At 59.3% G+C, this 20,229-nt stretch carries 11 protein-coding genes; 5 read left to right on the top strand and 6 right to left on the bottom strand.

The window, feature by feature from the left end:
• Nucleotides 1-32: 32 nt before the first annotated feature.
• Both AABM54_RS13080 and AABM54_RS13075 read right to left on the bottom strand, forming a co-directional pair.
• Nucleotides 33-2,096, bottom strand: coding sequence for a multicopper oxidase family protein (locus AABM54_RS13080; protein ID WP_347906057.1), 2,064 nt, complete (start codon nt 2,094-2,096; stop codon nt 33-35).
• A 435-nt stretch (nt 2,097-2,531) separates the two neighbouring features.
• Nucleotides 2,532-5,006: a UvrD-helicase domain-containing protein gene (locus AABM54_RS13075; RefSeq protein ID WP_347906056.1), complete on the bottom strand. Its 2,475-nt coding sequence runs from the start codon at nt 5,004-5,006 to the stop codon at nt 2,532-2,534.
• A gap of 274 nt (nt 5,007-5,280) precedes the next feature.
• Here AABM54_RS13075 and AABM54_RS13070 point away from each other — a divergent pair, with 274 nt between their 5' ends.
• The gene (locus tag AABM54_RS13070) at nt 5,281-5,976 is read left to right on the top strand and encodes a pirin family protein (protein WP_347906055.1); all 696 of its coding nucleotides are present in this window, start codon (nt 5,281-5,283) and stop codon (nt 5,974-5,976) included.
• A gap of 250 nt (nt 5,977-6,226) precedes the next feature.
• Here AABM54_RS13070 and pgm read toward each other — a convergent pair whose 3' ends face one another.
• From pgm to AABM54_RS13050, 4 genes are all read right to left on the bottom strand, one after another.
• Nucleotides 6,227-7,873: a phosphoglucomutase (alpha-D-glucose-1,6-bisphosphate-dependent) gene (gene pgm, locus AABM54_RS13065; protein ID WP_347906054.1), complete on the bottom strand. Its 1,647-nt coding sequence runs from the start codon at nt 7,871-7,873 to the stop codon at nt 6,227-6,229.
• A gap of 106 nt (nt 7,874-7,979) precedes the next feature.
• Nucleotides 7,980-9,383, bottom strand: coding sequence for a PLP-dependent aminotransferase family protein (locus AABM54_RS13060; protein WP_347906184.1), 1,404 nt, complete (start codon nt 9,381-9,383; stop codon nt 7,980-7,982).
• Nucleotides 9,384-9,501: 118 nt separating this feature from the next.
• Entirely contained in the window at nt 9,502-10,980 is a 1,479-nt protein-coding gene (locus tag AABM54_RS13055; RefSeq protein ID WP_347906053.1) for a hypothetical protein, read from the bottom strand.
• Between the two features lie 682 nt (nt 10,981-11,662).
• On the bottom strand, nt 11,663-12,685 hold the full coding sequence (locus tag AABM54_RS13050; RefSeq protein WP_347906052.1) for a zinc-dependent alcohol dehydrogenase family protein: 1,023 nt from the start codon (nt 12,683-12,685) through the stop codon (nt 11,663-11,665).
• 263 nt (nt 12,686-12,948) lie between these two features.
• Here AABM54_RS13050 and AABM54_RS13045 point away from each other — a divergent pair, with 263 nt between their 5' ends.
• From AABM54_RS13045 to AABM54_RS13030, 4 genes are all read left to right on the top strand, one after another.
• On the top strand, nt 12,949-13,866 hold the full coding sequence (locus AABM54_RS13045) for a LysR family transcriptional regulator (protein WP_347906051.1): 918 nt from the start codon (nt 12,949-12,951) through the stop codon (nt 13,864-13,866).
• Nucleotides 13,867-14,204: 338 nt separating this feature from the next.
• Entirely contained in the window at nt 14,205-15,458 is a 1,254-nt protein-coding gene (mexE, locus tag AABM54_RS13040; RefSeq protein ID WP_347906050.1) for a multidrug efflux RND transporter periplasmic adaptor subunit MexE, read from the top strand.
• A 15-nt stretch (nt 15,459-15,473) separates the two neighbouring features.
• On the top strand, nt 15,474-18,653 hold the full coding sequence (locus AABM54_RS13035; RefSeq protein WP_347906049.1) for an efflux RND transporter permease subunit: 3,180 nt from the start codon (nt 15,474-15,476) through the stop codon (nt 18,651-18,653).
• Nucleotides 18,650-20,071, top strand: coding sequence for an efflux transporter outer membrane subunit (locus AABM54_RS13030; protein ID WP_347906048.1), 1,422 nt, complete (start codon nt 18,650-18,652; stop codon nt 20,069-20,071). Before AABM54_RS13035 ends, AABM54_RS13030 begins: the two co-directional genes overlap by 4 nt.
• The last annotated feature ends 158 nt before the right edge of the window (nt 20,072-20,229 follow it).

The following is a 20,229-nucleotide window of genomic DNA, read 5'->3' as shown; positions in this document are numbered from 1 at the left end:
ACAGCGGCTTTTTTTTGCCTGCCGTCAGGGCCTCAATGCCCCGCCGACTGGACCCCACCCTGCCCGTTGGGCATGCCGATACTGACGTTCTGCATCATGCCCTGGTCCTCGTGATCAAGGATGTGGCAGTGCAGGACGAACTCGCCAATGTACCGTTGGTAACGGGTATTGACGTAAATCGTATAAATACCCTTGTCATTGGTGAAGGGATTGACCTTGACCGGCCCTTTGACGAACAAGGTGTCTTTCCACACGCCTTTAAGACCCGCGTATTGGTTGTCGGTGGGATCGTCCGGGTCGACGGCCCCAGGCAAACTGAGGTCGGTGCCGCTGGGTCCGATGATTTTGTCGATCTGGAAAGGATTGACGTGAATGTGGAACGGATGGCTGGCATAGGCCGACTTCAGGACCCAGGTCTGTGCGTCTCCCAGTTTCAGTTGACGGTTGACCACGCCTGACTCGTAGGGCTTGGCATCCAGGGCGGTGGTACCGACCGCAAACTTCACATTACTGCTGTCCGACGTATCGATCAGGAACACCAGTTGCTGTTGTTCCTTGATCAGTTCAGAGGCGGCAATCGTTTTGTGCGCAACAAACTTCTTCAGCTGTAAACCGCTTTGAAGATCGGCAACGATCCCGCTCTTGACGTCGTCAGGCATATTTTTCTTTGCCGCCTTCACCAACTCCTTCGTCAGGTAAGTACTGATGTTGCCGACCTTGGTCCCTTCCCCGACATCAACAAACCCCAACAACTGGGTTTGACTGTCGAACTGGCTGACACCGCCCTTGGCAGTCTGTTTATTGTCGATCACGCAATAGCGGCCCGGCTCGGGAAAGACCATCAGCAGATCGTTGCGATACCCCGGCTGCAGCGTCAGTTGGGTATGGGGCTGAGCTCGGTCCATGGTCAACCCGTCGGAGGCGATCACATGGTATTGCACCGGTTCACCGGTACATTTGTCTTCGATAAAACGCTCGGCGACCGCCGTTGCGACACCCTCGCGCTTGTCGGTTCTGGCGCGGTCGTCGAGCTTGCGAAACTGCAGGTTCACGGTGTCCCGGATACCGGCATGTACCAACCGCCAGCGCTCGATCTGCCCGGCCCGTGCTGCAAATGTCGGCTGAACCAGGCCGTTGATGCTGGTGTAACGCCTGGAGTCATTCCAGCTGTTGGGCGCAAGCTGATCGAAGGACTCCACAACACCGATTTCCCCCGGCAGGCATGACCAGTCAAATACGGTCTTGCCATCCACCACCTTGCTCTTGAACTGGCCGTCGGCACCTTTGCAGGCGTAGGGAATCTGCTGCATGACCAGTAACTTCTCGGGGAATGCCTGGTCCCTGGACACTTTGAGCAACGTGTCGATATCGCCATTGGAGTTCTCTGTCGGCATGCGATCGCCGCGAATGATCAAGGCTCCCGCCATACCGCTGGCGACCTGGATTGCCGTGGAACCGTGGCGATGCGGGTGATACCAGAACGTACCGGCAGGATGATCGGCCGGAATGTTGTACTCGTACTGGAACGTCACTTTGGGATTGATCGACAGCAACACGTTGTCACTGTTACCCGAAGGGCTGACCCACAACCCGTGGGAATGCAGGTTGGTGGCATTGAAACAATGCGGTTCGTCCGAGTTCATCTGGTGCGCATCGCAGTGGCTTTCCTCCGGTAGCTCATTGGCCAGAGTGACGCGTACCGTATCGCCGGGTGTCACCTCAATGGTCGGAGCAACAAAGGGCGTGTCGGGATTGACGTCGGTGCCCCGGTAGCTGCGTAGGCTGACCGGCACCTTTTGACCAGTCCCGGGGTCGAAGATCGTACTCGCGGTGTAGTCGATATGGAGTGACAGTTGACGTTCGTGGCCTTCGTGCCCGGAAGGTTGCGGATTTTTCCGGGCTTTGATCCCAGGTTCAGCTTTCATCAGCAGGGTCGTCTGGCCGGCGGCTTGTGCCGGAGCCTGTTGTTCGAGTCCTGGAGGGTTGCTGAACAGTCGGGGCTCTTCGTCGGCCAAGGCTTGTGGGGCCTGGCACATCAGCGCCAGGCTGGCGAGTGCGAACACGCCGCCGTGGGATTTTCCTGATCCTGTTGTCATTGCGCTCTCCTTTGCGCCACGCACTCGTTGCGCGGCATAACGACCTGATCACACAGGCCATGAGGCCGGCGTGGGCATTGAGTCGCAGGAGATAAGCTTCCAAGGTATTGAGCCGCGTAACGCCAGACTCTGGCACAGTGCTATCCCTGCTTGCCTAACGCTAGTGCGTTATGCACGGTTTGCAATGCAAGCGGTGCTTTAGCGATGTGTGGTGCTCATCGCAACGGTAGGCGCCAGGCTTGCCGGCGATAGCGTCCTTAACAGTCCAATCGTCGGCAAGAGCTAGGCGCTCTCCTGACCATGATTGATACCTGTAAACCATGTCCCCGACCTCAAACGTAAAGGATGTACCCGGTCTTTACCGTGAGAGGTAGATTTCGGATCAGAACAGAGCATTCAGACATTGAGTTTTCTTAACTGACCGGCATTGGGTGCTCAAGGCTGCTTTTTTTCACCCCGTTGATCGAGGAAAAACGCCTTGTTTTGAGGGACGCGGTCTGACGCCTTTGGCATGTTGGCAGCCGATGCATCCTGGCCGTCCACATACCAGTAGCAGTGCTTCACCGCCCGGGTGATGCCGACATAAGCCAGGCGCAGGATTTCGTCTTTTTGCGCACAGTCGTATGCATCGGTTTCGCCATCCTTGCCCAGCCCGGCCATGCGGTACACCTGATTTTTGTAAGGTGAGCTGGTCAGGTGCTGACAGTCGCCCAACAGGAACACCGCGTCTGCCTGAAGCCCCTTGGCGCTGTGATAGGTCAGCTGTTTGAGCCGGCGCGCCTCGTACGGCAAGCTAGAATCCACATTAACTACAGGTGAAATATGCTGTTCTATCAATAGCTTATCGCTACTTTTTCGATACAACATCAAGATTGAATCACCCTTTCGGTAATGCTCCATCAAGCGCGCGGCCAGCCCTTCATCGTCCCGGTCATGCACATTGACCGCAAACAACTCCTTCGCATCGCCACACGCCTTGGCCTTCTTGCCGCTGATGGCTGGTGCTGCGCGAACGATGTGCTCGGCGGCATCGATGATGTGCTGATGGCTGCGGTAGTTATCGCTGAGCATCACCCGTGTGGTGGCGGGAGACGCAAATTCCTTGTTGAATTCCATGAAGTACTTCGGCGAACTGCCGCGCCAGCCATAAATCGATTGCCAGTCATCGCCAACGCACAGCAGCGAAGAACGCTGGGCCCCACGGCCGACGTGCATTGCCGGTCCACGGCTACGGATTTCCCGCAGGCTGGCGCGAATCCACGAAACGATCTGTGGCGAGACATCCTGGAACTCGTCAATCATCAAATGCGACAAGGGCCTGAGCATCCCGTCGCTGAGCAATTTGAAATTCTGCGGCGAGTGTTCGCTGAACAGCGCGAACATACGGTTGTACGTCATGATCGGCGGCGACTGATCGAGCAAGTGATCTTCCAGCGCTCGCCAGTAGCGACTCAGGGCCTCGAAGAAGAACCGGTCCGGATCGTCCTTGGCGAAACTCATCCTGCCCACCGCATCCGGAACATCCAGCCCCAGGTTCTCGATGAAACTCGCGGCCGCGACAAAACAGTCCAGCAACGGCGCCGAGCCCAGCTCTCCCTTGACCTTGTAGTCGAAGCCAGGCCCGGCACTCGCATCCCCCGCCAGCGAAGCCAGAACACGTTTTGACGACTCATAACTATCAAGCCAAATCAATGACTTACGACAGAAAGCTTGAAATAGGGTGCGCTTGACCGCCCACTCGGCGCGCACCGTCAACTTCGCGTTGGGCCGGCTGACCTGCGGGTTTTCCCGGGGGTCAAAACCAAGCACCACCCAGGCGTCCAGCGTCGGGATGTAGCCATGACAATGGAACGTCGAGCCATTGATGTCGAAGGTCTGCCGGTTCGGCTCGATCCCCTTGATCGGCCAGGCGCCCGCCCGAAACCACAGGTCCTCCACGGCATCGCAAAGTTCTTCATCACGCTTGGCCGCCAACTCGGTCACAGCCATGCGTTTTTGCACGTCCGGGTGATCACGCTCCAGCTCCTTGAGCTGCAAGGCGTGACGCGACAACGGGGTGATCAACTCACGAAAGCGTTCATCGCGTTGGTACAACCCGTGATAGCAGGCGTTGAGTTGCTGGCGCTGCACATCATTGATCCGCAGATCGAAGGGGTTGCTGTCAGCGCTGTCATCGCCCTGTTGCGGGCGCGTGCTCAGGTTTTCGAAGGCTTGCAAACGTTCGAACCCCGGCAGGCTGCGGACCATCGGTAGAATGCGCGAATGGAAGGTGCGCACCAGGTCTCGGGCGTCCTTGGCGCTGACGGTACGGCCCCAAAGCGCAAACAGCTCGATCAGCTTGTTGATGAAATCCTTGCGCGATTCACGGGTGAACGTCACCACGGTCAACGAGTCCAGCTCGAAGCCCAGGTAATGCGTCAACAATAGGATGCGCATCACCAGGGTCGTTGATTTACCGGCCCCTGCACCAGCAATCACCGAGGTCGAAGGTGTGTCGCTGAAGATCATCTTCCATTGCGCTGCACTCGGCTGGGCGTGGGCCGGTAGCAGGCGGGCGACATCGGCCTTCATGCGTTTCTTGACCTCGGCACTGAGCGGCAGGCGCCAGTCATCGAACAGCAAGTCGTCAACGCCCGGCGCTGGATGCTCGGTGCTGCGGCTGTCGCGAATCAGCAGGACCTGCCGACCCTCTTCAATGCCCTCAAGCTTGCCTTCCTTATAGCCATAATCCACCCCCGCGGTATGGCCACTGCGAAAGCCATCGGCCTGGCCGTGCAGCCAGGACGCCCGGTGTTGTGCGCGTAAACGAGTGAGGCCATGACCAAAGAAGCGAGCCGCCAGGCGTTTGAACAACGGCATTTCGGCCAAGGGAAGCAGTTCGGGAGGAAGATCGGGGGTGTGTCGCGACACGCGGACTCCAGGGTGTGAGGCTGTTGCGGGCTATGGTGTCTGCATTTGCCGATGAGTTCTAGTGAAATGCTTGCAGGTCATTGGCTTAAGCGATGAAGTGAAGGCTAAAACGTAGCTGTACGGCCCAACAAACATCGGATTTATTGATTGTACTACGGCATTTTTTACGCTTTTTATCGATATCAGGCTGATAGATGATGCTCCCCATCAACCACCGGTTATCGTTTTGCGGCCCACGCGTTCTGCCCATGACGAACCTTTTGCGGAGACGATCATGCTTGAACTCAGACCTTTCAACTCCCTGGGCGGCGCTCACCATGGCTGGCTGGATGCCCATCACCACTTTTCGTTTGCCGAATACCACGACCCAAAGCGCATGAACTGGGGCAACCTGCGGGTCTGGAACGACGACGTGATTGCCGCTGGCACCGGTTTCCCGAAGCACCCACACCGGGACATGGAAATCATCACCTACGTTCGTGAAGGTGCGATCAGCCACGAAGACAACCTGGGCAACAAGGGCCGCACCGAGGCCGGCGATGTTCAGGTGATGAGTGCCGGCACCGGGATCGCTCACAGTGAGTACAACCTGGAGGCCACGGCGACCAAGATCTTCCAGATCTGGATCATCCCCAACGAGGCCGGTTCGGCGCCGTCCTGGGGCGCGAAACCCTTTCCGAAGGGCCAGCGCGAGGGTTTTGTGACGCTGGCCAGCGGCAAGGCTGGCGATGATCAGAGCTTGCGGATTCGCGCCGATGCACGCTTGGTCGCCGCCAACCTGAAAGCCGGCGAGAGTGCCGAGTATTCGCTGGACGGCGGTCGCCGGGCGTACCTGGTTCCGGCCACAGGCGTCATTGAAGTCAATGGCTTACGCGCACAAGCTCGAGACGGTGTCGCGATTGCTGATGAGCGGTTATTGCGCGTCACGGCGATTGAGGACAGTGAAATCGTGCTGGTGGATCTGGCTTGATCGCACAGGCATAAAAAATGGCGACCGCTTGGGTTAATGCTTGTCAGTTAAGAGTTTGAGCACTGCAATCCTTGTGGGAGCGAGCTTGCTCGCGAAAGCGGCGTCACAGTCAACATTGATGTTGAATGCAATGCCCTCTTCGCGAGCAAGTCCGCTCCCACAGGTTACGTGCCTTAACTGACTGGCATTAACCGCTTGGGTCGCCATTTTTTGATCACGCCTGAAACGTCTGCCTTCAGGGGGCCTTCAATCACTCCCCGGAAATAGCGCCATCCACCAGGGTCTGAGCCTCAGCCACCAGTTGCTTGAGGTGCTCGTCACTGACAAAGCTCTCCGCGTAGATCTTGTAGATGTCTTCGGTGCCTGAAGGACGCGCCGCGAACCAGCCGTTCTCGGTCATGACCTTCAAACCGCCAATGGCCTGATCGTTGCCCGGTGCATGGCTGAGGATGCTTTGAATCGCTTCGCCTGCCAGTTGAGTCGACGTCACTTGATCCGGCGACAGCTTCCCGAGCAGGGCCTTCTGTTGCGGATTGGCCTTGGCATCGACGCGGACCGAGAACGGTTCGCCCAGTTCATCGGTCAAGGCACGATACGCCTGGCTTGGGTCACGCCCGGTACGGGCCGTCATTTCCGCCGCCAACAGCGCAGGAATCAGGCCGTCCTTGTCGGTACTCCAGACACCGCCATCCTTGCGCAGGAACGAAGCGCCGGCGCTCTCTTCGCCACCAAACCCCAACGAACCGTCGAACAGGCCATCGGCAAACCATTTGAAACCGACCGGTACTTCGTACAAGCGACGGCCCAGGCGCTTGGCCACACGGTCAATCAAGCCACTGCTGACCACGGTTTTGCCCACGGCAGCGTCCGCACGCCATTGCGGGCGGTTCTGGAACAGGTAGTCGATCGAAACCGCCAGGTAACTGTTCGGTGCCAGCAAACCACCCGATGGCGTGACAATGCCGTGGCGGTCGTGGTCCGGGTCACAGGCAAACGCGACGTCAAAACGTTCCTTGAGGCCGATCAGGCCTTGCATGGCGTGGCTGGAGGACGGGTCCATGCGGATTTGACCGTCCCAGTCGACGGACATGAAGCGGAACGTCGGGTCGACTTCGGTATTCACCACGTCCAGGTTCAAACGGTAATGGTCGGCAATCGCGGACCAGTAACGCACCCCTGCTCCGCCCAACGGATCGACACCCAGACGCAGGCTGGCACCGTGAATCGCGTCAAAGTCGATGACGTTGACCAGGTCAGCCACATAGGTGTTGAGGTAGTCGTGACGATGGGTGGTGTCGGCCTTGAGCGCTTGCTCATACGTGATGCGCTTCACACCGGCCAGGTTGTTCGCCAGCAGTTCGTTGGCCTTGGCTTCGATCCACTTGGTGATGTGGGTATCGGCCGGGCCACCGTTGGTTGGGTTGTATTTGTAGCCACCGCTTTGCGGAGGGTTGTGCGACGGCGTGATGACGATGCCGTCAGCCAGGCCCGAGGTGCGGCCACGGTTGTAGCAAAGGATTGCGTGGGAAATCGCCGGGGTCGGCGTGTACTCGTCGTTCTCGGCGATCATGACCGTCACGCCGTTGGCAGCCAGCACTTCAAGCGCACTGGCGCTCGCAGGCGTGGACAGCGCATGGGTGTCGATGCCAACAAACAGCGGGCCGGTGATGCCCTGCGCTTCGCGGTACAGGCAGATTGCCTGGCTGATGGCCAGAACGTGCCATTCGTTGAAACTCAGATCAAACGAACTGCCTCGGTGCCCTGACGTCCCGAACGCAACGCGCTGGGTAGAGATGGCGGCATCCGGTCGGCCGGTGTAATAGGCCGTCACCAGTCGCGGGATATCGACCAACAAGGCTGCTGGTGCCGGCTTGCCCGCAAAAGGACTGAGTGTCATGCAAAACCTCTGAAAAGAGTGGTTCAGGAATTGGAACGCAGTTTACTGGCAGTTGGACCGCAGTGCGACGCTATCTATCCGGTGCACTCAAGGAAGTTTTTTGTGCTCATCCATCGATCAATTCCAGCCGCAAGGCGTCAGCCAGAATTGTCAGTGCACAGTCAAGATCATGCTGGCCGCCGAAGCTGTGGCTCAAGCGCAAATGTTGTGAGTGCAGCCCCTGCAAACTGAACAATTCTCCCGGCGCAATCAGCACCTGCTGTTTGAGCAGGCGCTGAAACACCCGACGTACATCCACCTGCCGCGACGCATACGCCCAAATCGTCGCGCCCCCTTGCGGCTCCACAAACTGAAGTGATTCGCCCAACCGCGTTCGTAGCATCTGGGTCACCATCAGCATGCGTTCCTTCAGTAAACGACGCAGGGTGTGCAAGTGTTGATCCAGCCGCCCGCTGGCGTACAACCGGGCGATGGCTTTCTGACGGATCGGCGACAGCCGAAACGCGCGCAGTAAAAAATGCCGTTGCAACTCCATGCTCAACTGGCGCGACAGCAGATACCCATAGGGCGCTTCCGGGCCGATGAGCTTCTCGCAGGTTGAAAAAACGATCAGCCGGTCTGGATCGAGCAGGTCTCGAAAGCGCTCACCGTTCGACTCGAATGCCAATTCACCGTAGATATCGTTCTCCAATACCCAACAGCCGTGCTGCGCCAACAGTTTTGCCGTGCCATCTCTCTGTTGCGGGGACATTGAACGGCCTGTGGGCAGGTTGATCGCCGATGAGACCATCATCAGCCGCACCTGTTCCACCCTGAGCAAATCCGCCAGTCCCCCCAGATCGAAACCGCCATCGGATTGCAGCGGCAACTCGATTACGTGGACGCCAGCCGTTTGGAGCAGCCGCAAAATCGCCCAATCGCAGGGCGACTCCACCACCACTGTCGCCTCCTTGAGGTCGAGCACGGCGATCAGGATTTCCAGCACACCGCGCAGATCAGCGCCGATGTAAACATCGTCGGCGTGCCAGCAACGAGCCGGCGACGAGGTGTAGCGCGCCGCCAGCGCGACGCGTAATTCCAACTCGCCGCAAGGTTGTGAATGCGGTAGAGGGTGCCGTGGGTACTGGCGCAGCAGTTCGCGCTCCAACAGCAACAATGGGCTGTCCAGGGACAACAGGAGTGCCGGCTCATCGGCGCTCAGTACCAGCATGTCGGGACGCCTGGCGCTGACATACACGGTTTCCAGCAGGTCATTGCCGCTGCTGAGGGCGGCATTGAAAGCCACTGGCAGTGCGTAGTAACCCGATTTGGCGACGGAATAGACCCGGCCTTCTTTCTCCAGCAACGAATAGGCATATTGAATCGTCGAAATCGACACATTCAGGCGTTCAGCCAAGAGCCGTAGCGACGGCAGTTTGGCCTGTGTGTCGGCGTCGGCCTCGTTGATCAGATTGACCAGATAACGGTAAACAGCCTGGTAGGCAAAGTCGGTTTGTCGCGCTTCTTTCATCGCACCGTACCGATCACAGCGCACGCCACTGACACCACAGAACCCTGCCCACTCAAAGAGGATGGCGCCAGCAAGGCCCGCGTCGCGCCAGAGATGGGCTCCGTCACGCCAGGCACCGTCAACGCCTCGCGGATAAGTCGCACAGCGCGGCACGTTCGGCAGGCGAACCCGGCAGCGACTGAGGGTCGTGGGGTTCATCCGCCTGATGCTCCCCGACGTCAGGCACCGAGTGCATACCATACAAAGTGTTGACCAGGCTGACCGAGAGCCCGCTGACATCGGCAATCCATTGCATGACCTGCTCCGGGGCCGGCTTGCCCTGCAACGCCCGGTGCAACTCTGGCATCGCCACCAGCATGCCGGGATGGCAACGACGCAGGAAGGATTCCAGGCCCGCGCCAGCATCGACAAACGGTGAAAACAACAGGCACACCAGTTGCATTTCATTGACCCCCAGTGCGTTCTGGGCCTCAGTGGTCGCCGTCATGCGGAATTCGCCAATCCGCGATGCATTGCCATAGACCTCTTGAGTCTGTTCACACAGGCGCTCGGGCACATTTTTACGACGCATCATCACCAGCATTCGCTGCATGTACTCGGTAAAACCTGCTTCGTAGGCCCTGCCCTGAACGTAGCTGGCCTGCAAACCGTGCAGGTGGGCGGACAACAACACGCTGGCGTGTTCGTTTTCGTTGCAGTGGATGGCCATCTCGTCAGGCTGAAAGCCGAGGAAATCGGTGAGCAGTGGCCAGCGCTCCTCCATATTGCCCACCACCAGGTCCTGGATCCCGATGTAGGTGGTGCTACGCCTTGACACAAAACCTGCGGCCGGTTGCCAGCCCTCCTGCTCGTGTTCGGCATAGAGCCTGCGGTAGCAATCACCGCCGAACTCATCAAGCAGGGTGAACAGCCCCTCATAACCGGTCATTCCAGGCAGGATGACCGGTAAGCCGACCTTATGCGCCACGCGAGTCACACGACCAAGCACCTGCTTTTGCTGACAGGACGTGTCGCTGCTGACAAACGCATCGGCACCGCCCTCCCATCGCGCCAATTGCCCAAGGCATTCCGCCATGGCCAGCTCACAATCGTCGAACCCCTCAAGCGGCCCTTGCGCAGGACGCAAATGGCCGATCATCAGCATGTTTCGGCGGTTCTGGTCATGACCCGCAACAGACTGCGGGTGCGAATGATTGAAGGGCGTTATCTCGCGTCCGTCGACCATCAGCACGTCTACACGCGGGTCGTCGTAGACGAACAAGGCGGCATAGCTGCGATGGATGTTAGCGAGGGTGGCTGGCGTTGTGCCGTTCAGGCGCAGAGTGACGACCCTCAGTTGGAACGTCGCGGGTGCCCTGCCGGCGATACTCAACTGCGCGGCACGCAGAAAGGCCAGCGTGTAACAGCTGTCCCGGGTTCCGGAATAGGTCACCATGACTTTGAAGTCGGCAATACGCTCGATACCTCCGGCCGTCACGATCAACCGCTGAATAAGAAGTTGCAACGCCGTACGCTCGGCCCGGGAGAAAAAACTCAGCAAGCGATGCAGTACTTGCTGGTAGACATAGTTCATCGCTTGATCATGGATGGCGCTCATTATTGCTTTACCTGCGTTCATAAGTCGGTATCAAACAGGCTGCCACTTCTACCGGGCCGCCCGTGATGTTTAGGAATGAAGAGTGGAGTTACGTCCGTCCGCGTTACCAAATGCTAGCATCTAAGCTTTTGTCATTATTTGAAACACTTGCCCTACACGCATCCACTGCACACACGCCAAATCTCCAAGAGGCCCAAGATAGAGAGCCCAGACAACTAAATTGAAAATCCTAGGAATAGTCCGACACGCTCCCACGTACAGCGCCGACGAAAAACAAAGAGCCTGGAGTTATCAACCTGCCTATCAACTAATACTTCACGGCTTATTCGTACGCTTTGTCTTACAGACACCCATAACAAACATGCCTTGCAATCGTCACTAAGTCCGCTGTCAGATGAATACCAATACTCAGGCATGACTCATTCCTTGAGATGAAAGTAATCATTCAATTATCAGGGCTTGAATGTTGATTAGAAGATACAGATTCAGGGAAAAAACCAGTTCAGTTGCTGAACGAGTGAACTGGGCGCCCACTAACGCCCCCATCTTTTTCGACGGGTAGCCGAAAGCAATTCCCCGCCGACCCGGGATCAATGATCCGGGAGCGTTGGGACGTTGAAAAACGCAGGAAAGAGAGGCAAAGGCACAAGAACCCGCAAGGCGCGGGTTCCTGGTGTCACTATCAGGCTGGTTCGACTTGCAGCGCCACACGCTCGCGGCATGGGCATTCGTCCATGTAGCGATGGGCTTCGACAAACTCGGCAAACGGGAAGACCCGCGTCTTGAGTGGCAGCAGCACGCGGTCGGCGGTCAACTGGTTGATGTCGCGCAATGCGCGTTGCAGTGCGACCTGATCCTGAACGATGCCCAGCTCCGGTTTACCGGTGAAATTGCCGATGCAGTGAACGAAGAACTGGATATTCTTCTGGAACGCGGCACAGGCCGGGAATGGTGTCTGATTACCGCCCTGCAGACCGTAGAGCACCAGGCTGCCACGCGGCGCCAGTACGTCGCCCAGCAGCGACATTTGCGGACCACCCAGACCATCGAACACCACGTCGACGCCACGATTGTCCGTGAGCTTGTTGATCTGCATCAGCAGGTCCTGCTCCTCGGTGACAATCACCTTTTCGGCGCCCAGCGACAGCAGGTTTTCACGTTCTTCTGCGGTTTTGGTGGCCGCGATTACGCGCACACCCAGCGCCTTGCCCAACTGCACAAAGGACGGTCCGGCGCAGTGGCTCGCGTCGGTCACCAGCGCAAATTGTCCCGGTTTGACCCGCGCCAGATCGACGTAAGCAAAGTAGGCAATCAGCAATGGCGTGTAATGCACACTGGCTTCGATCGGGCTGAGCACATCCGGGTAACGGGTCAGAGCCGAACGCGGCAACACGATTTGCTCGCCATACACCGGGTAATCATTGGGGCTTTGTGCCGGAAAACTCGCGACCTTGTCACCGATATTCAGGTCATCGACGCCATCGCCGAGGGCGGTGACCACGCCGGCCATTTCATGGCCCAGGCCTGACGGCAAACGAGCATGGGAAGACGCCAGGTTCTGGCGCCAGAGTATGTCGTACCAACTGATGCCAATCGCGTCGACACGCACCTGCACTTCGCCCGGTGCAGGCAAAGCTGCCGCATGCTCTTCGCACTTGAGCACCTCGGCTGGACCAAACTTGTGAAAACGGATCGTGCGGGACATCGCAAACCTCGTCAAAGAAACCTCTAATGCCCTGAACTCTATCCGGGCTTTCCGGCCAAGACTATCAGTGGCTATTAATAGTCGACATGCCTGTCATTGATTCCACAGCTCCGGCAACCGCTCACAGAGGAAAACCGAACCAGCATTGTAGGAAAACTGAATTAGCCGGTGCAGAGTACCAGCCTTTCCCCGTAAGATTCATGCCGGCCATTGTTCCCATATGGCCGCTCTCGTCAAGCTTGCTGACTCTGCCAGGACTCCAGATGAATCGTAATGACCTGCGTCGTGTCGACCTGAACCTGTTGATCGTATTTGAAACATTGATGCACGAACGCAGTGTGACCCGTGCCGCCGAGAAACTGTTTCTGGGTCAGCCGGCCATCAGCGCGGCGTTGTCACGCCTGCGCGGGCTGTTCGATGATCCACTGTTTGTGCGCACCGGCCGCAGCATGGAACCTTCCGCGCGGGCCGTGGAAATCTTCGCCCTGCTCTCCCCGGCACTGGATTCGATTTCCACGGCGGTCAGCCGTGCGGCCGAGTTCGACCCGGCCACCAGCACTGCGGTTTTTCGTATCGGGCTGTCGGACGATGTGGAGTTCGCCCTGTTGCCGATGCTGCTCAAGCGTCTGCGCGCCGAATCGCCCGGCATTGTGCTGGTGATACGACGGGTCAACTACATTCTGATGCCGGGGTTGCTCGCCTCGGGCGAAATTTCCATTGGCGTCAGTTACACCACCGACCTGCCCGCCAACGCCAAGCGCAAAGTGCTGCGCCGCAGCCTGCCAAAACTGTTGCGCGCCGACACCGTGCCGGGGCCATTGAGCCTGGACGACTTCTGCGCACGCCCCCATGCACTGGTGTCGTTTGCCGGTGACTTGAGTGGGTTTATCGATGAAGAACTCGAAATGCTCGGGCGCAAACGCCATGTGGTGCTCGCGGTGCCGCAGTTCAACGGGCTGAGCACACTCATCAGCGGCACTGATATTGTCGCCACCGTGCCGGACTACACCGCCGAAGCCTTGACCGCAGCGGGCGGTGTGCGGGCGGAAGACCCGCCGTTGCCCGTGCGCAGTTTTGAACTGCACATGGCCTGGCGCGGTTCGCAGGACAATGACCCAGGCGAGCGCTGGTTGCGTTCGCGAATCCAGATGTTTTTCGGCGACCCGGACAGCCTGGCCTGATCCAGGTTTGGTATTGGGGCTGATGGCCTCTTCGCGGGCAAGCCCGCTCCCACACTTGATTTATGCCGGACACAACACTGGTGTTCACTGAAAATCTGATCTGGGAGCGAGCTTGCCCTCGAACGGAGCAACACGGTCTCAAGCCAGACCTTTGCATTCCCCGCAACACAGAATTGTCATCAACCACATTGATAGCCGCCTAACGTAAACCCCATGCTAGAGGGCTTGCCTGGCCTCTATATCATTCCGAATGATAGTTATCTTCGCTTCATTCGATTCGTGAGATGTAACCTCGCCGAGCATCATCCGCCCATCTCAATACATTGGCGGATGCATCCATGGAACATTCACTCAAACATTTGCGCTTCCCCTTGGCCGCTTTGGCCTTGCTGGTGATGAGCGCCTGCGGCAAAACCCCAGACACTGCGGCCGCCATGCCAGCGACCAAAGTCAGCGTGGCCAAGGTGTTGGAACAACCGGTCAACGAGTGGGACGAGTTCACAGGGCGTCTCGAAGCGCCGGAGACTGTCGAGATTCGCCCTCGCGTGTCGGGGCAGATCGATCAGGTCGCGTTCACCGAAGGCGCACTGATCAAGAAAGGCGACTTGCTGTTCCAGATCGACCCTCGCCCGTTCCAGGCCGAGGTCCGCCGCCTCGAAGCCCAGGTTGCCCAGGCCCGCGCCAATGCCACGCGCAGTGAAAACGAAGCCCAACGTGGTGAGCGTCTGCGCACCAGCAATGCCATTTCCGCCGAGCTCGCCGACTCGCGCACCAGCGCCGCCCAAGAGTCCCGCGCGGGCGTAGCGGCGATTCAGGCGCAACTGGACCTGGCCAAACTGAACCTGAGCTTCACCCGTGTCACATCGCCCATCAGCGGCCGTGTCAGCCGTGCGCAAATCACCGCCGGCAACCTGGTGACCGCCGACACCACGGCCCTGACCAGTGTGGTTTCTACCGACAAGGTCTACGCCTACTTCGACGCCGATGAGCGCGTGTTCCTCAAATACACCCAACTCGCCCGCCAGGGTCAGCGCGGTCAAACCACCCCGGTTTACCTGGGCCTGTCCAATGAGGACGGCAACCCGCACCTGGGTCAGATGAACTTCGTCGACAACCAGGTCAACCCGAAAACCGGCACGATCCGTGGCCGCGCCGTGTTCGACAACAGCGACGGCAACTACACCCCGGGCCTCTATGCCCGCCTGAAACTGGTGGGCAGCGGCACCTACTCCGCCGTGCTGATCAGCGACGAGGCCGTCGGCACCGACCTGGGCAAGAAGTTTGTGCTGGTGATGGACGCCGACAACAAATCGGCTTACCGCGCCGTTGAACTGGGCCCGAAAATCGAAGGCTTGCGCATCGTGCGCAGCGGCCTGAACAAGGACGACACCATCATCGTCAAGGGCTTGCAGCGGGTTCGTCCGGGTTCACCGGTCGCGCCTGAAGTGATTCCGATGGCCAGCAAGGAAACCCTTGCGGCCCTGGCACAACAACGACAAGCGCTTGAAGCCAGCAACCTGCCTCAGATCGCACCTGCCAAGGTTGCGCCGGGTACGGCTGTGAAACTCGCCGCTGCGACTCCACGCGGTTAAGGGACGACAACTCCGATGAATTTTTCCCAATTCTTCATATCACGGCCGATCTTCGCCGCAGTGCTCTCGCTGCTGATCCTGATCGCCGGCGCCATCTCGCTATTCCAGTTGCCGATCAGCGAATACCCGGAAGTGGTTCCGCCGACCGTGGTCGTGCGCGCCAACTTCCCGGGGGCCAACCCCAAAGTCATCGGTGAAACCGTGGCCGCTCCGCTGGAGCAGGCCATCACCGGCGTCGAGAACATGCTGTACATGTCCTCGCAGTCCACCGCTGACGGCAAGATCACCCTGACCATCACCTTTGCCCTGGGCACGGACCTGGACAACGCTCAGGTCCAGGTGCAGAACCGCGTGACCCGGACCCAGCCGAAGCTGCCGGAAGAAGTGACGCGTATCGGGATTACGGTCGACAAGGCCTCGCCCGACCTGACCATGGTTGTGCACTTGACCTCGCCGGACAAACGCTACGACATGCTCTACCTGTCCAACTACGCCTTGCTCAACATCAAGGATGAGTTGGCGCGGCTGGGCGGTGTCGGCGATGTGCAACTGTTCGGCATGGGCGACTACTCGCTGCGGGTCTGGCTCGATCCGAACAAAACCGCTTCGCGCAACCTGACCGCCACCGACGTGGTCAATGCCATCCGCGAACAGAACCGCCAGGTTGCCGCCGGTGCCTTGGGTGCGCCACCTGCGCCGAGTGCCACCAGCTTCCAGTTGTCGGTCAACACTCAGGGGCGCCTGGTCACTGAGGAAGAGTTCGAAAACATCATCATTCGCTCCGGCGACAACGGTGAAATCACTCGCCTCAAAGACATCGCACGGGTCGAGCTGGGTTCCAGCCAATACGCTCTGCGCTCGTTGCTGAACAACCAACCGGCCGTGGCGATCCCGATCTTCCAGCGTCCGGGCTCCAATGCCATCGAGATCTCCAACGAAGTCCGGGCGAAAATGGCCGAACTGAAGCAGAGCTTCCCCGAAGGCATGGACTTCAGCATCGTCTATGACCCGACCATCTTCGTTCGCGGCTCCATCGAAGCGGTGGTTCACACGCTGTTTGAAGCGCTGATCCTCGTGGTGCTGGTGGTGATCCTGTTCCTGCAAACCTGGCGTGCCTCGATCATTCCGTTGGTGGCGGTGCCGGTGTCGCTGATCGGTACATTCGCCGTGATGCACCTGTTCGGCTTCTCGCTCAACGCCCTGTCGCTCTTCGGATTGGTGCTGGCCATCGGGATCGTGGTCGACGATGCCATCGTGGTGGTGGAGAACGTCGAACGTAACATCGAGCTGGGCCTGAACCCGGTGGACGCAACCAAGCGTGCCATGCGTGAAGTGACCGGGCCGATCATTGCCACGGCACTGGTGCTCTGCGCCGTGTTCATCCCGGCGGCATTCATCAGCGGCTTGACCGGGCAGTTCTACAAGCAGTTCGCCCTGACCATTGCGATTTCGACGGTGATTTCGGCGTTCAACTCGCTGACCTTGTCGCCGGCCCTGGCCGCCGTGTTGCTCAAGCCTCACGATGCGCCGAAGGACCGTTTCTCGAAGGTCCTCGACACGCTGTTCGGCGGCTGGTTGTTCCGTCCATTCAACCGCTTCTTCGTCAAGGCCAGCCACGGCTACGTCGGCACCGTGAAACGCGTGATTCGCGGCAGCGGCATCGCCCTGTTCCTGTACGCCGGCCTGATGGTGCTGACTTACTTCGGCTTCGCCCACACCCCGACCGGTTTCGTACCGCCGCAGGACAAGCAGTACCTGGTGGCCTTCGCCCAGTTGCCGGATGCCGCGAGCCTGGACCGTACCGAAGACGTGATCAAGCGCATGTCCGACCTGGCCCTGAAACAACCGGGCGTGGAAAGCGCCGTGGCCTTCCCTGGCCTGTCGATCAACGGTTTCACCAACAGCCCGAACAACGGCATCGTCTTCGTGACCTTGAAACCGTTCGACGAGCGTAAAGACCCGAGCATGTCGGCCGGTGCGATTGCCGGTGCCTTGAACGGCAAATATGCCGACATCCAGGAAGCCTACATGGCGATCTTCCCACCGCCGCCGGTACAGGGCCTGGGCACGATTGGCGGCTTCCGCCTGCAAGTCGAGGACCGCAGTGGCCTGGGCTATGACGAACTGTACAAAGAAGTGCAAAACGTCATCGCCAAGAGCCGCAGCGTGCCGGAGCTGGCCGGGTTGTTCACCAGCTACCAGGTCAACGTGCCTCAAGTCGATGCAGCCATCGACCGCGAGAAAGCCAAGACCCATGGCGTGGCGATCACCGACATCTTCGACACCCTGCAAATCTACCTGGGCTCGTTGTATGCCAACGACTTCAACCGCTTCGGCCGCACCTATCAGGTCAACGTTCAGGCCGAGCAACAGTTCCGTCTGGAGCCTGAGCAGATCGGTCAGTTGAAAGTGCGCAACAACAAGGGCGAGATGATCCCGCTGGCGACCTTCATCAAGGTCAGCGACACCGCAGGCCCGGACCGCGTGATGCACTACAACGGTTTCGTGACCGCTGAAATCAACGGTGCGGCAGCCCCTGGCTACAGCTCCGGCCAGGCGGAAGCGGCCATCGAGAAACTGCTCAAGGAAGAACTGCCCAACGGCATGACCTACGAATGGACCGAGCTGACGTACCAGCAGATCCTTTCCGGCAACACCGCGCTGTTTGTGTTCCCGCTTTGCGTGCTGCTGGCGTTCCTGGTGCTGGCGGCTCAATACGAAAGCTGGAGCCTGCCACTGGCGGTGATCCTGATCGTACCGATGACCTTGCTGTCGGCCATCGTCGGGGTGATTGCCTCGGGCGGTGACAACAACATCTTCACCCAGATCGGCTTGATCGTACTGGTCGGCCTGGCGTGCAAGAACGCGATCCTGATCGTCGAGTTCGCCAAGGATAAACAGGAAGAAGGCCTGGACCCGCTCGCCGCAGTACTGGAAGCCTGCCGCCTGCGTCTGCGGCCGATCCTGATGACCTCCTTCGCCTTCATCATGGGCGTGGTGCCCCTGGTCTTCTCCAGCGGTGCCGGTGCGGAAATGCGTCATGCCATGGGTGTGGCGGTGTTCTCCGGGATGTTGGGGGTGACCTTCTTCGGCCTGTTGCTGACGCCGGTGTTCTACGTATTGATCCGCCGCTATGTGGAGCGCGGCGAAGCGCGCAAAGCGGCCAAGGCCCTGAAACTGGAGGCGCAACAATGAGTCTGAAAGCCTTCCTGCCGAGCTTGCTGGCATTGGCCCTGAGTGCCTGTGCCGTCGGCCCGGACTACCAAACCCCTCTGACTGCGGCGGCTAACATCACGGCCGCCACCGATGGCGCAAACGGTCAGAAGAACTTTGACCGTGCACGTTTCGAAGGGATCTGGTGGCAGCAATTCGAGGACCCGATCCTCAATCAGTTGGTGACCCAGTCCTTGCAAGGCAACCGCGAACTGCGCGTGGCGTTCGCCCGGCTCAAAGCCTCGCGGGCGATCCGCGACGATGCCAGCAACGACGCCATGCCGACCATCACCAGCCGCGCCAGCAGCGATTTGGCCAAGGGGCAGATTCCGGGCCAGACCACCAAACGGGTCAACAGCGAGCGTTACGACCTGGGCCTGGACATGGCCTGGGAGCTGGACTTGTTCGGACGCATCCAGCGCAACCTGGAAGCGACCGATGCCGATCAGCAGTCAGCCGAGGCCGATTTGTATCAACTGCAAGTCACGCTGATTGCCGAACTGGTGGACGCCTACGGTCAACTGCGCGGCGCGCAGCTGCGGGAAAAGATTGCCCTGGCCAACCTTGAAAACCAGCAAGAGTCGAGCAAGATCACCGTCAGCCTGCGCGATGCCGGTGTCGGCGATCAGCTCGACGTGGTGCGCGCCGATGCCCGCCTCGCCTCCGTCGAGGCCAGCGTGCCGCAGTTGCAGGCCGAGCAAAATCGTCAACGCAATCGCATCGCCACGCTGCTGGGCGAGCGCCCGGACAAACTGACCGTCGACCTGCGTCCGGCCAGCCTGCCGGCGATTGCCAAGGCGCTGCCGATTGGTGATCCGGGTGAACTGCTGCAACGCCGTCCGGACATCCTCAGTGCCGAACGCAAACTGGCCGCCGCCACGGCCCGCATCGGCGTGGCCAAGGCCGACTTGTTCCCACGGGTCAGCCTCAGCGGCTTCCTCGGCTTCACCGCCGGGCGCGGTTCGCAGATCGGCTCATCGGCCGCCAGTGCCTGGGCGCTGGGCCCAAGCATCACGTGGGCAGCCTTCGATCTGGGCAGCGTGCGGGCTCGTTTGCGCGGTGCCGATGCTAACGCCGAAGGCGCACTGGCGACCTATGAACAGCAAGTCTTGTTGGCACTGGAAGAGTCGGAAAACGCGTTCAGCGATTACGGCAAACGCCAGCAGCGGTTGATTTCATTGATCCGCCAAAGCGAGTCGAGCCGCGCTGCGGCCGACCTGGCACAAATCCGCTACCGCGAAGGCACTGTCGACTTCCTCGTGCTGCTCGACGCACAGCGTGAACGGCTGGCGGCCGAGGATTCCCAGGCACAGGCCGAAGTCGACCTGTACCGCGGCATCGTCGCCATCTACAAAGCGTTGGGTGGTGGCTGGCAACCGGAGACCGTCGCCAGCAAATAACTGTTTCAAGTGCTCCTTTGGTTGGCCGCAACCAACCAATTCTTTGCCCCGCGCCTCATTCGGTCGCGGGGCTTTTTTTGCCTGCGGTGTCCGTTTAAAAGATACCGAAGGGGTAATCCACAATGACCCGGTATTCATCGGCATTGGCGTTGCCACGG

This window comes from Pseudomonas purpurea (assembly GCF_039908635.1).
GTDB classification, from domain to species: Bacteria; Pseudomonadota; Gammaproteobacteria; order Pseudomonadales; family Pseudomonadaceae; genus Aquipseudomonas; species Aquipseudomonas purpurea.
The sequence above is the reverse complement of the archived record's forward strand: the minus strand, read 5'-3'. Positions and strand labels throughout refer to the sequence as shown.

Coding starts and splice junctions, on each gene's coding strand:
- pgm (WP_347906054.1), bottom strand. CDS start 7,873: ATGACACTCAGTCCTTTTGCGGGCAAGCCGGCACCAGCAGCCTTGTTG.
- AABM54_RS13030 (WP_347906048.1), top strand. CDS start 18,650: ATGAGTCTGAAAGCCTTCCTGCCGAGCTTGCTGGCATTGGCCCTGAGT.
- AABM54_RS13060 (WP_347906184.1), bottom strand. CDS start 9,383: ATGAAAGAAGCGCGACAAACCGACTTTGCCTACCAGGCTGTTTACCGT.
- AABM54_RS13055 (WP_347906053.1), bottom strand. CDS start 10,980: ATGAGCGCCATCCATGATCAAGCGATGAACTATGTCTACCAGCAAGTA.
- mexE (WP_347906050.1), top strand. CDS start 14,205: ATGGAACATTCACTCAAACATTTGCGCTTCCCCTTGGCCGCTTTGGCC.
- AABM54_RS13070 (WP_347906055.1), top strand. CDS start 5,281: ATGCTTGAACTCAGACCTTTCAACTCCCTGGGCGGCGCTCACCATGGC.
- AABM54_RS13050 (WP_347906052.1), bottom strand. CDS start 12,685: ATGTCCCGCACGATCCGTTTTCACAAGTTTGGTCCAGCCGAGGTGCTC.
- AABM54_RS13080 (WP_347906057.1), bottom strand. CDS start 2,096: ATGACAACAGGATCAGGAAAATCCCACGGCGGCGTGTTCGCACTCGCC.
- AABM54_RS13035 (WP_347906049.1), top strand. CDS start 15,474: ATGAATTTTTCCCAATTCTTCATATCACGGCCGATCTTCGCCGCAGTG.
- AABM54_RS13045 (WP_347906051.1), top strand. CDS start 12,949: ATGAATCGTAATGACCTGCGTCGTGTCGACCTGAACCTGTTGATCGTA.